At 73.0% G+C, this 11,899-nt stretch carries 10 protein-coding genes; 4 read left to right on the top strand and 6 right to left on the bottom strand.

Going from position 1 to position 11,899, the window contains the following annotated elements:
• The first annotated feature begins 261 nt into the window (after positions 1–261).
• Both VQH23_RS20655 and VQH23_RS20650 read left to right on the top strand, forming a co-directional pair.
• On the top strand, positions 262–3,066 hold the full coding sequence (locus VQH23_RS20655) for a glycosyltransferase (protein WP_338662551.1): 2,805 nt from the start codon (positions 262–264) through the stop codon (positions 3,064–3,066).
• A gap of 156 nt (positions 3,067–3,222) precedes the next feature.
• Positions 3,223–3,480, top strand: coding sequence for a hypothetical protein (locus tag VQH23_RS20650; RefSeq protein WP_338662550.1), 258 nt, complete (start codon positions 3,223–3,225; stop codon positions 3,478–3,480).
• 4 nt (positions 3,481–3,484) lie between these two features.
• Here VQH23_RS20650 and VQH23_RS20645 read toward each other — a convergent pair whose 3' ends face one another.
• The 5 genes from VQH23_RS20645 to VQH23_RS20625 are packed head-to-tail and all read right to left on the bottom strand — an operon-like array spanning position 3,485 to position 8,373.
• Complete coding sequence (locus VQH23_RS20645) at positions 3,485–3,922, bottom strand: GNAT family N-acetyltransferase (RefSeq protein ID WP_338662549.1); 438 nt, start codon at positions 3,920–3,922, stop codon at positions 3,485–3,487.
• A 10-nt stretch (positions 3,923–3,932) separates the two neighbouring features.
• A complete protein-coding gene (locus tag VQH23_RS20640) occupies positions 3,933–4,334 on the bottom strand; it encodes a VOC family protein (RefSeq protein ID WP_338662548.1) in 402 nt (133 codons plus the stop codon).
• Positions 4,335–4,338: 4 nt separating this feature from the next.
• On the bottom strand, positions 4,339–5,838 hold the full coding sequence (locus VQH23_RS20635) for a M81 family metallopeptidase (protein WP_338662547.1): 1,500 nt from the start codon (positions 5,836–5,838) through the stop codon (positions 4,339–4,341).
• A gap of 4 nt (positions 5,839–5,842) precedes the next feature.
• Complete coding sequence (locus tag VQH23_RS20630; protein ID WP_338662546.1) at positions 5,843–7,084, bottom strand: Zn-dependent hydrolase; 1,242 nt, start codon at positions 7,082–7,084, stop codon at positions 5,843–5,845.
• A complete protein-coding gene (locus tag VQH23_RS20625) occupies positions 7,081–8,373 on the bottom strand; it encodes an ArgE/DapE family deacylase (RefSeq protein ID WP_338662545.1) in 1,293 nt (430 codons plus the stop codon). Before VQH23_RS20625 ends, VQH23_RS20630 begins: the two co-directional genes overlap by 4 nt.
• Positions 8,374–8,484: 111 nt before the next feature.
• On the opposite strand from VQH23_RS20625, the gene VQH23_RS20620 reads away from it, so the two are divergent.
• Both VQH23_RS20620 and VQH23_RS20615 read left to right on the top strand, forming a co-directional pair.
• Complete coding sequence (locus VQH23_RS20620) at positions 8,485–9,516, top strand: histone deacetylase family protein (protein ID WP_338662544.1); 1,032 nt, start codon at positions 8,485–8,487, stop codon at positions 9,514–9,516.
• Positions 9,513–11,024: a YifB family Mg chelatase-like AAA ATPase gene (locus VQH23_RS20615; protein ID WP_338662543.1), complete on the top strand. Its 1,512-nt coding sequence runs from the start codon at positions 9,513–9,515 to the stop codon at positions 11,022–11,024. Before VQH23_RS20620 ends, VQH23_RS20615 begins: the two co-directional genes overlap by 4 nt.
• On the opposite strand, the gene VQH23_RS20610 is transcribed toward VQH23_RS20615, so the two are convergent.
• A complete protein-coding gene (locus VQH23_RS20610) occupies positions 11,021–11,884 on the bottom strand; it encodes a DMT family transporter (protein ID WP_338666137.1) in 864 nt (287 codons plus the stop codon). The two genes, VQH23_RS20615 and VQH23_RS20610, sit on opposite strands and share 4 nt — an antisense overlap.
• Positions 11,885–11,899: the final 15 nt, after the last annotated feature.

Below are 11,899 nucleotides of genomic sequence, written 5' to 3'. Positions count from 1 at the left end.
GTTGGGAGGATCCTTCTGGGCCGTTCGTCGTGGCGGGAGGGCTGTTTAGCCCCACCGGCCGGATTGACCGAATGACGGGGGCGAGTCGCAACGCCCGAGACGGGCCGACACGGTTTGTTGCGCCGCAATCTTGCCCAGATTGGGCCGGAAGGGCGCCGCAGCCAGGGGGTTTGATGCAACGGAGCGCATCAGGCGCCAGGACCATTTCAGCCCGGATCGGCCGGGCGGTGGCCGGGTGCCCCGCGCCGGAGCCCTGACGCGATGACCGCGCACGTTGCCCCGCGCCTTCCCCGCAACCCAGAAGCCCTCTCCAGCCCCGCCCCCGCCCGCCCCGGCTTCCTGGCCCGGCACGGCGTGACGCTGGTGGTGCTGGCCCTGGTCGCGGCCGCCCATCTCGGTGCCTGGTGGGCCATGAACCGCCCGGTGGCCATGCCGGACTTCCGCGGCCAGGTGAACGGCCTGGCCTTCGCCCCCTACCAGCGCGGCCAGGGGGCGGAAGGCGGCCCGACGCCGACGCCGGAGCAGATCGAATCGGACCTGCGCCGGGTGGCGCCGCTGACCCGGCACATCCGTACCTACTCCGCCCATGGCGGGATGGAGCGGATCCCCGATATCGCCTGGTCGACCGGGCTGGACCTGAAGATCACCCTCGGCTCCTGGCTGGATCGCCGGCTGGACCGGAACGCGGCCGAGCTCCGCCGCCTGATCCAGATCGCGCGAGAGAGCCGGAACGTTGAGCGCGTCCTCGTCGGCAACGAGGCGGTGCTGCGCGGCGATGTCACCCCGGCGCAGATGGTGGGCTACGTCCAGCAGGTGCGCCGGCAGGTCCGCCAGCCCGTCTCCACCGCCGAACCCTGGCACGTCTGGATGGACCACCCGGAGCTCGGCGACGCGGTGGACTACATCACTATCCACCTCCTCCCCTACTGGGAAGGGCTGCCGGTGGATGACGCGCTGCGCTTCATCATGGAGAAGTTCGACGCCGTGCAGGCGCGCTTCCCCGGCAAGAAGGTGGTGATCGGCGAGGTGGGCTGGCCCAGCGACGGCGTGGCCCAGGGCGCCGCCCGCGCCAGCCGCGTGAACCAGGCCCTGTTCCTGCGCAGCTTCTTCAACATCGCCGAGGGGCGCGGCCTGGACTACTTCGTGATGGAGGCCTTCGACCAGCCCTGGAAGGTGTCTTTCGAGGGACGTGCCGCCGGGCACTGGGGCATGTTCGACCTGGATCGCCGCGGGAAGTGGCCGCTGGTGGGTTCCGTGCAGGAGACGCCGGCCTGGTTCAACTGGGCACTGGGCGCGAGCCTCATCGCCTCGCTCGCCACCTTCTTCTTCCTGGCGCGCCGCCCCGATATCCGCTGGCAGGGCAAGCTGATGCTGGCCGGGCTGTCCCAGGGCTTCGTGGCGCTGGGCACCCTCGTCGTGCTGGCGATGAGTGAGACCTACATGTCCGCCACGGCCGGCGTGGTCTGGTCGCTGCTGGTCTTCGGGCAGGTGCTGCTGCTGGGCCTGCTGCTGTCGGACGGCTTCGAGCTGGCCGAGACCCTGTTCGGCCGCGTCTCCAAGCGCCGCTGGCCCGCGCTGCCCGCACCTGATGGCACCGCGCTGCCGAAGGTCTCCATCCACCTGCCGATCTGCAACGAGCCGCCGCACATGGTGCGCGAGACGCTCGATGCCCTGGCGGAGCTAGACTACCCGGACTTCGAGGTCCTGGTCATCGACAACAACACGACCGACCCGGCGCTGTGGGAGCCGGTGGCCGAGCACTGCGCGCGGCTGGGCGCCCGGTTCCGCTTCTACCACCTCGGGAAGTGGCCGGGCTTCAAGGGCGGCGCCCTGAACTTCGCCCTGCGCGAGACGGCGCCGGACGCCGCGGTGGTCGGCGTGATCGACAGCGACTACCTGGTGCGCCCGGACTGGCTGCGCCGCATGGCGCCCTTCTTCAACCGCCCGGAGGTGGGCTTCACGCAGAGCCCGCAGGACTACCGCGACGGGAATGGCGGCCTGTTCAAGCGCCTGATGTTCTGGGAGTACGCCGGCTTCTTCAAGGCGGGCATGGTCACGCGCAACGAGCGCAACGCCATCATCCAGCACGGCACGATGACGCTGATCCGCAAGTCCGCGCTGGAAGGGGCCGGCGGCTGGGCGGAGTGGTGCATCTGCGAGGACAGCGAGCTCGGCCTGAAGCTGATGCGCCAGGGCTGGGAGGCGGTGTACTGCCCGGACTCCATGGGCCGCGGCGTGATGCCGGACGACTTCTCCGCCTACCGCAAGCAGCGGCACCGCTGGGCCTTCGGCGCGGTGCAGATCGTGAAGCACCACTGGAAGGCGCTGCTCAACCCGTTCGACCGCAGCCTGACCCAGGGCCAGCGCTTCCACTTCGTCATGGGCTGGTTCCCCTGGCTGGGCGACGCGCTGGGGCTGGCCTTCGTGGTGGGCGGGCTGGTCTGGTCCGTGGGCCTGACGCTCATCCCGCTGACACGCATCCACAAGACGGTAGAGATCTTCGGCCACGAGGTCGCGACGGAGGGTCTGCGCACCGCCCTGGTCTCCGTCGGCCTCTCGGACGAGTTCCCGATCACCCTTTTCATGATCCCCAGCCTCGCGCTGTTCGCCTTCAAGTTCGCGCAGATCTGGCTGCTCTACCGCGCCCGCGTCTCCTGCAGCCCCATGGACCGGCTGGGCGCGGCGCTGGGCGGGCTCGCGCTATCCCACACCATTGGCAAGGCGGTGTGGCAGGGCTTCTGGAAAAAGCGGGCTCACTTCGCCCGCACGCCGAAGATGGAGAACGCGCCGGCGCTGGTGCAGGGGCTCATGACGGCCCGGCAGGAGGCGGTGTTCATGCTGCTGTTGTGGCTGGCCGCCGCCGGCGTGACGCTGGCGCATCGCGGCGGCACCTGGGAGGCGGTCCTCTGGACCGTCATCCTGCTGGTGCAGTCCATCCCCTACGCGGCGGCCGTCTCCATGGCGCTGATCGCGGCGATGCCGGCGAAGGTGGCGGCGGTGCTGCCGGGCGCGGTGTCCGCGCAGTCCTCCGCCGGCCAAGTGGTGGCCCGGACCGAGGTGAAGTAGCCACCCCGGCCGATGTGGCGCGGCCCGTCGGGGAGATCCCGGCGGGCCGCCTCCGTTTCCGGGGTGCAGAAGTGAATTTGGTTAACGCAGAATGAAGGTGCGAGCGCCGCCCGCGCCGCGTTAAGCCTCCGGTTACCTTCTTCCGGAGCGCCCGGCATGGCCGAGATCCTTCCCCTGAACCGCAACCCCGTGGAGCGGCTGGAATCCGCCCTTCGCCTTCTCGCCGTGTCGCAGGACGCGCAGCGGGACGCGATGAACAGCTTCCGCGAGAGCCTCTACGAGCTGCGCGACAGCACCGCGCGGCTGCAGGCCAGCGTGCATGGGTGGCACCGCCGCGTGGGCGAGTGCGGGCGCGAGCTGGCGAGGGCAAAGGACGCGGTACGGACGCTGGGCGAGACCGCCGCGCGCATGTAGGCGCTCAGAGCGGCCGGATGTGGGTCGCGGAGCGCAGCACGGCCGGCACGAAGCCGCAGGCCTCGTAGAAGCCGCGCGCCCCGGCGGGCGAGCGCACGCGGAGGAGCCGGAACCCGTGCTCCGCGGCCGCCCCGGCCGCGGCCTCCACCAGGGACCGGCCGACGCCGCGGCCGCGATGGGCCGAGGCGACGTAGAGGCGGCGCAAGCGGGCCGTGCCCGCATCCCCCGCATAGGGATCGAGGCTGAGGCCGACGATCCCGGCCAGCGCATCGCGCCGCCAGGCAGCGAACAGGCCCTCCCCCGGGCGCTCGAACCGCAGCGTGCCGCCGTTCCAGTCCTCCTCCAGCACCTGAAGCATGCGCCAGCCCTCGGCCAGCGCGGCGTCGCGCAGCGCGGCGAAGCCGGTGGGCAGGCACTCGAGACGGGCGACGCGGGCGCTCATCCGCCCGGCTTCACGGGCCGTGGTGGACGACGTGGAGCTTGTTGCCCTCGGGGTCGCGCATGTAGGCGCCGTAGTAGTGCGGGTCGTAGCGGGTTCGCAGGCCCGGCGCCCCCTCATCCGTGCCGCCATGGGCCAGGGCGGCGGCGTGAGCCGCGTCCACCGCCTCGCGGCTGGGCGCCATGAAGGCCACCATGTTGCCGTTGCCATGGCCCGGCGGGTTCCCATCGAAGGGCTCCTGCACGTCGAAGGTGGGGTGGCGCGTGCCGGGGGCACGATAACCGAATCCGCGCGGCCCCTCCGACCAGTCCGGGCTGCGCTCCAGCCCCAGCGGCAGCAGCACCGCGTCGTAGAAGCGCTCCAGCGCCTCGAGGTCCTTCGCGCCGACCATCACGTGGCTGAACATCGGATTCATCGTTTCACCTCCTGGGCGTCACCTCGTTGGCGCCGGGGCGCAGGCGGAGACCCGGGCGGAGGTGGCGGAAGGGGAGCGTGGCGGGGTCCGCCACAACCGGGCCGGGTGCTGCGGCGACAATGACGCGTTCAGCGAGCGGCTGGAAGTCCGCCCGGAAGTGAACCGAGGATTTGACCACGACGATCCCCTCCTGCGCCGGTTCCACCCCGATGTGGCGGAACAGGGCCAGGTCGTAGGCCTGCATCTTCCGGCTGGTGACGATGGCGCGCACGCCGCCGATGGCGATCAGCGCCGTGGGCCCGAGATCGGCGGGGTTGCCGCCCGCCATGGCGCCCGTGCAGGTGAAGCGGCCGTTGGAGAGGCGCAGCACGCGCGCCGTTACCTCCAGCGGCGACCCGTCGCTCCTGCCGCCGAGCTTGAGGGAGACCGTCGCCCCCTCCCCTGCCCTGTGGCAGGCGGCCGCGCTCTCCGGGTCGTTGATGGAGCCGACCACGGCCTTGCGGGCGTTCTGCCGGACCAGTTCCGCCAGCAGGCCGGTGGTGTCGCCATGGCCGCCGCCGCCGGGATTGTCCTGCGTATCGGCGATGACCACGGGGCGGGAGGCGTTGACCTTGATCGCCTCGGCCACCGCGCGCTCGGCGGGCAGGATCTCGCCGGCGAAGTCGCGCTCCCGGCGGTTCAGCAGCGCCAGGAACTCGTCCGCGGCCGCATCCGCCGCGCCCTGATCCGACGCGAAGGCGGCCACGGCCATGCCGCAACCCGGGAAGTCGGCGTAGGGGAAGCCGAAGCAGAAGGCGAGCTCCGAGACGCCGTGGCGCGTCGCGATCCGCTCGCGCTCCGCATAGACCTCGCTCATCGGCGGAACCAGGGTGCACTGGCTGGTGATGGGCAGCCAGAAATCGGCCTGGCGGTAGGCGCGCGCGAAGGGGCGGCCGCGCTTCATCCGCTCCACCAGCAGGCGGATCGCGCGGGCGCCGGCCTGCTTCATGTCCACGTGCGGGTAGGTGCGGTACGGGGCGAGCGCGTCGGCCCGCCCGACCATCTCGGCGGTGAGGTTGCAGTGCGGGTCCAGGCTGCAGGCGATGGGGATCTCCGGCCCCGCGAGGGCGCGGACGCGGCGCAGCAGCTCGCCCTCGGCGTCCGGAAACTCCTCGGCCACCATGGCGCCGTGCAGGTCGAGGTAGATGCCGTCCAGCGGCCCCCTCGCCAGCGCGTCGGACAGCTCGGACAGGATAAAGGCGCAGACGCGCTCGAAGGCCTCGGCCTGCACCGGGCCGGCGGGGTTCGCGAAGGCCCAGGCCAGGGGCACGATCTCGATGCCGCTGCGCTCGGCCGCCTGGATGGCGCCGGCGGCGGGCACGCCCGTGCCCCGCAGGTTGTCCACCAGCCCGCCGCCGCGCTGGGGTGTCGGCCAGCCGCCGGGGTTGAGGAAGTCGTCCCAGCGCGTGGGCACCGGGGCGAAGGAGTGGCTCTCGTGCTGGAAGCCGCCGACCGCGATCCGCACCGGCCTAGCCCCGCACCAGGCCGGCGGTGGCCAGCACGGCGTCCGCCATCACCACCAGCCCGGCCTCCGCCCATTCCGGCGTGATGCTCTCGGCCTCGTTGTGGCTGATGCCGCCGTGGCAGGGGCAGAAGATCATCACCGTGGGCACCTGGCGCGCGACATAGACGGCATCATGCCCGATCCCCGTGGGCATGTCGCGGAAAGGGATGCCGCGGGCCGTCGCCGCATCGCGCAGGCGCTGCGCCAGGGTGGGATCGAAGGGGGTCTGGGGCGAGGTCCAGAAGGCGGCGACATCGACGGTGACGCCGCGGGAGGCGGACACCTCCGCCGCCTTCCCCCGCAGCGCGGCCGCCATGGCCTCCAGCGCCGCTTCGTCGCCGTGGCGCAGGTCCACGCTGAAACGGGTGACGGAGGGGACGACGTTGCGGCTGGAGGGCTCCACCGCGATCCGGCCCACGGTGGCGCGGGCGTCGCCCCCGGAGCCCAGCGCGATGGCCTCCAGCGCCTGGATCAGAACCGAGGCCGCGACAAGCGAATCGCGCCGGTGCGCCATGGTCCCGCCGGCATGGGAATCCTCGCCCGTCACTGTCACGTCGAACCATTGCTGCGCCAGGGCGTGGGTGACGATTCCGACATCCAGCCCCTCCCGCTCCAGGACGGGGCCCTGCTCGATGTGCAGCTCGAAATAGGCCTCCAGGTCGCGCAGCGCCGCGGGGTCCGCCTCGCCCTTCCACCCGATTGCCTCCAGCGCGTCCCCGAAGCGGACGCCCTCCGGGTCGCGCTTGTCCAGCACCTCCGCCTCGGTGAAGGCGCCGATCGCGGCGCCGCTGCCCATCATGGGCGGGGAGAAGCGGGCGCCCTCCTCGTTCGTCCAGTTGAGGAGGAGAAGGGGCGCCTCCGTCTCCGCGCCGGACTCGTGCAGGGCGCGCATCACCTCCAGCCCCGCCAATACGCCGAGCACGCCGTCGAACTTCCCGCCCGTGGGCTGGGTGTCGAGGTGACTGCCCATGGCAACGGGCTTGCGGGAGGGATCGCGGCCGGGGCGCAGCAGGGCCATGTTGCCCAGCCGGTCGGTGGTCAGCGTCAGCCCGACCTCCGCACCCCAGCGCGCCAGCAAGGCGCGGCCCTCCCCGTCCAGCGGTGTCAGGGTCTGGCGGTTGCAGCCGCCCTTCGGGGTGGCGCCGATCCGCGCCATCTCCATCAGCGAGTCCCAGAGCCGCGCGCCGGAGAGGGGCAGGTTGCTCATGCCGCCTTCTCCACCCCGCACCACTCGGCCATCAGCAGGGCGATGCTGCGGGTGATGTCGTGCATGGAGGAGAGGGAGACGCTCTCGTCGATGCCGTGGATCTCCTGCGCCTCCGGCCCGAAGCAGGCGACCGGCGTGTCCTGGTAGAGGGTGAAGAAGCGGCCATCCGTCAGACCGGTGGCGGGGTAGTGGCGCAGCTCGCTCCCGCTCGCCTCGGCGTAGGCGCGCTGGGCCAGCCGGGCGATCTCGCTCTCCATGTCGAAGGCGCAGGCATCGGCCATGAAGCCCTTAAATTCCAGCTTCACCTGCGTGCCGCGCAGCCCCGGATCGGCCGCCGCCTCCGCCACGATCCGCTCAATGTCCGCCTTGGTCTGCGCCGCCGAGTAGCCGAGCATGACGCCGACCCGCAGCCCGATCCGTGCGCGGGTGGGGACGGAGGAGTTCCACTCCCCGCCCTCCACCGTGCCGAGGTTGACGTTCACGGGGTGGTTCACGCCGCGGAAGGCGGCGTGGACGTTCTCGGCGCGGTTGCGCTCGTTCTCGTAGTCCTTGAACCGCGCCGCGATCCGCATCGCGCCCTCGATGGCGTTGATGCCCGCGTGCATGTCCCGCACATGGGTCGGGCGGCCGGTCACCGTCACCCAGGCCCAGACCACGCCGACCTCGGCCGAGTACATCGCGGCCATGCCCGGACCGGGCTCGGGGATCACCACCGCGTCGGTCCTGGGCATGGCGAGCATCGTGGCCAGCGCCCCGTTGCCGCTGCACTCCTCCTCGATCACCGCCTGCATCTGCACGGGGGCGGCGGGCTGAAGCCCGGCCAGCTTCAGCGCCTGGAAGGCGGTGAGGTAGGAGACGATGCCCGCCTTCATGTCGCCGGCGCCGCGCCCGTACATGCGGCCGTCCCGCACGGAGGGCTCGTAGGGCGGGGTGATCCAGAGGTCGGCCGCGCCTTCCGGCACCACGTCGACATGGCCCTGCAGCGCGAGGCTGCGGCCCCTCACCTCACGGGGCGTGTGGATGGCCGCCACGTTGTCGCGCCCGGCATAGGAGATGAGCGGCGGGGAGAAGCCGGGATGCTCGCGCAGCGCGTCCGGGTCCGTGGGAATTCGGCGGGGGGCGAGGCCGAGCGACTCATAGTTCTGCGCCATCAGGTCGAGGGCGCCCGCCTCCTTCCCCAGCGTGGACTCGCAGCGCACGAGGTCCGAGAGGCGGTCGACCGCTGCCCCTTCCAGGGCGGCCACCGCCTCCAGGATCGCGCGCTTCGCACCGGGGTCGAGAGGGATCATGGAGCCGTCCTGGAAGTCGTGAGGGCGCGCAGGCTACGCCTTCCGCACCGCGTGTCGAGGCATGGGGGCCGCCGCGTGGACAAGAGTCCGGGGCACCCATAGGGTCGGGCGATGCAAGCCTTCGACCACCCCGCGGAATCGGCGCATGCGCCGCGGTTCTTCCTTCAGCGCGGGGTGCTTCGGCCGAATTTCGAGGTGCCGGCCCGCGCGGCGGCGCTCCGGGACGGGCTGAGGACCCTGGGCATCGTGCCCGCCGTGCCCGCCCTGCCCTCGCGCGCGGCGCTGGAGGCGGTCCACGCCCCCGACTACCTGGACTGGCTGCGCGACGGGCCGGCGGAATGGGCGGCCGCGCCCGGCGCCGGCGAGGAGATCGTGGCGAACATCCATCCCTCGCCGGAGATGCTGGCCCAGGGCGCCCGGCCCTCGACGCAGGCCGTCGGCAGGGCCGGATGGTACACGGCCGACACGGCCTGCCCCGTGGGTCCGGGCACCTGGGAGGCCGCGCTGGGCGCCGCCGGCTGCGCCCTGGCCGCGGCCGGGGTCGCATCGAACGGCGGCACCGCCTACGCGCTCTGCCGCCCCCCCGGGCATCATGCCTACGCGGCGCGCGCGGGGGGCCACTGCTTCGTCAACAACGCCTCGCTCGCCGTGCAGGCGCTGCGCGACGCCGGGGCGCGCCGCGTGGCGACGCTCGACATCGACAGCCACCACGGCAACGGCACACAGGGCATCTTCTGGACGCGCGGCGACGTGCTGACCGTTTCTGTCCACGCCGATCCGGACCGCTACTATCCCTGGTTCGTCGGCCACGCCTCGGAGACGGGCGCGGGCGACGGCGATGGGTGCAATCTGAACCTGCCGCAGCCCTTCGGCACCGCCGACGAGGCCTGGCTGGAGGCCGTGGCGGCCGGCATCGCGCGCATCCACGCCTTCGGGGCGGAGGCGCTGGTCGTCTCCCTCGGCTTCGACGCCTCGGAGCACGAGCCGCTGGCCGCGCTGCGCGTGACGGAGAGGGGCTTCGCCCGCGCGGCGGAGGCGATCTCCGCGCTGCGCCTGCCCACCGCCATCATCCAGGAGGGCGGCTACAACGTGGAGGTCATCGGCACCCTCCTCGCGCGGTTCCTGGGAAGCTGGCGCGGGTGAGTCTCGCCCGCGTCACCACCTTCTCCCTCCAGGGCGTCGAGGCGGTTCCGGTGGAGGTGCAGGTGCAGCTCTCCGCCGGGCTGCCCGCCTTCACCGTGGTCGGCCTCGCCAACAAGGCCGTGGTGGAGAGCCGGGAGCGGGTGCGGGCTGTGCTCTCCGGCCTCGGCCTCTCGCTTCCACCGAAGCGCATTCTGGTGAACCTCGCCCCGGCCGACCTGCCGAAGGAGGGCAGCCACTTCGACCTGCCGATGGCGCTCGGCCTGCTGGCCGCGATGGGCGTGATCCCCGCGGACGAGCTGGCCCATTTCGCCGCCATGGGGGAGCTGGCGCTGGACGGCAGCATCCAGCCCGTGGCCGGCGTGCTGCCCGCGGCGCTGGCCTGCGGGGAGCGGGAGCTCGGCCTGGTCTGCCCCGCCGCGCAGGGCGCCGAGGCGTGCTGGGCCGGGATGACGGAGGCCGTCGCCGCGCCGGACCTGCGCGCCCTCATCGCCCACTTCCAGGGCCGGCAGGTGCTGGCGCCCCCTGCGCCGGCCGCGCCTTTGGCCGGTGAGGCGCGCGGCCCCTGCCTCTCCGAGGTGCGCGGGCAGGAGAGCGCGAAGCGGGCGCTTGAGATCGCGGCGGCCGGCAACCACCACCTCCTGATGGTCGGTCCGCCCGGTTCGGGGAAGTCGATGCTGGCAGCGCGCCTGCCGGGGATCCTGCCCGACCTCAGCCCCTACGAGGCGCTGGAGGCCAGCCTCATTCGTTCCGTCGCCGGCGGGCTGGAGGGCGGCCGGATCAGCGCCCGCCCGCCCTTCCGGGACCCGCACCATTCCGCCTCACAGGCCGCGCTGACCGGAGGCGGCCCGAAGGCGCGGCCGGGGGAGATCAGCCTCGCCCATCGCGGCGTGCTGTTCCTCGACGAGCTGCCCGAGTTCCCGCGCCCCGCGCTGGAGGCCCTGCGCCAGCCGCTGGAGACGGGCCGCGTGACGGTGGCCCGCGCCAATGCCCACGTCTCCTACCCCGCGCGCGTCCAGCTCGTGGCGGCGATGAACCCCTGCCGTTGCGGCTACCTGGGCGACGCAGCGCGGGAGTGCGGGCAGGCGCCGCGCTGCGGCGAGGGCTACCAGTCCAAGCTCTCCGGCCCCCTGCTGGACCGGATCGACCTGACGATTGAGGTGCAGCCCATCCCGCCGCGCGAGCTGGCCCGTGCCCCCGCCGGGGAGGCGAGCGCCGCGGTCGCGGCGCGGGTGGCAGCCGCCCGCGCCGTGCAGCGGGCGCGCTACGCCGGGATCGGGATCGCCACCAACGCCGAGGCGCCCGTGGAGGCCATCCGCGACGGCTTCGCGCCCGAGGCGCTGTCCCTGGCTGAGAGCGCGGCGGAGCGGCTGGCCCTCTCCAGCCGCGGCTTCACCCGCGCCCTGCGCGTGGCCCGCAGCATCGCGGACCTCGCGGGCGCCGCGACGGTGGCGCGGGCGCACTCGGCGGAGGCGCTGGGCTACCGGCTGCGGAAGCCGGCCGCAGGCTAGCCGCGGCGGGCCCCGGTGCGGACTGCGAGGACGATGCCCGACATCGTCAGCGCCAGGGCGGCCGCCTGCCGCGGGCCGAAGGGTTCGTTCAGGAAGGTGGCGGCGGACAGCACGCCGATCAGCGGCACCGCGAGGGTGCCGATCGCCGCCACCCCCGCCGGCAGGGCGGCCAGGGCCGCGAACCAGGCGAGGTAGCAGAGGCAGAGCGGCAGCGCCGCCATGTAGAGAAAGGCCGCCCAGCCCGCCTGGGAGACCTGCGAGGCGTCAAAGCTCTCGAGGAAGGGCCCGAGGAGCGCCATGGGCAGGCATCCCAGCCCCACCTGCCACGCCACCGAGGCGACTGGGTGCAGCCCCAGCGGGTGCCGCTTGAACCACACCGTTCCCAGCGCGAAAAGCACGGCGCCGCCGAGGATCATGGCCACGCCCGGCATCTTCGCGGTGTCGAGCGAGACGCCGTTCCCGGTGACGAGCAGCGCCACGCCGCCCATGCCGAGGAGCAGCGCGAGGACGCGCGAGGCGGAGGGACGCTCGCCCAGCACGGGCCAGGCGGCGAGCGCGGTCCAGGCCGGCATGGTGTAGCAGATCATCGCCCCCTCCCCCGCGCCGAGGTAGCGCAGCCCCATCGTCGCCAGCCCCATCCAGGCCGTGACGTTCAGGAGGGAGGCGACGAGCAGCGCGGGCCATTTCCGGCCGGGGACAAGGAGCGGCAGCCCGCGCGAGAGGGCGAAACCGGCCAGGGCCAGGGAGGCCAGCAGCCCCGCGAAGCCGCGCGCCGTCAGCGGCGGCATCTCGGAGAGCAGGAACTTCAGCACCGGCCAGTTCAGCCCCCATCCCAGCGCCGTGACGCCGAGGCAGAGCAGCCCGAAGCGCCGCGC

The sequence above is a fragment of the Pararoseomonas sp. SCSIO 73927 genome, assembly GCF_037040815.1.
Classification (GTDB): domain Bacteria; phylum Pseudomonadota; class Alphaproteobacteria; order Acetobacterales; family Acetobacteraceae; genus Roseomonas.
This window is presented reverse-complemented; position numbering and strand designations above follow the sequence as displayed.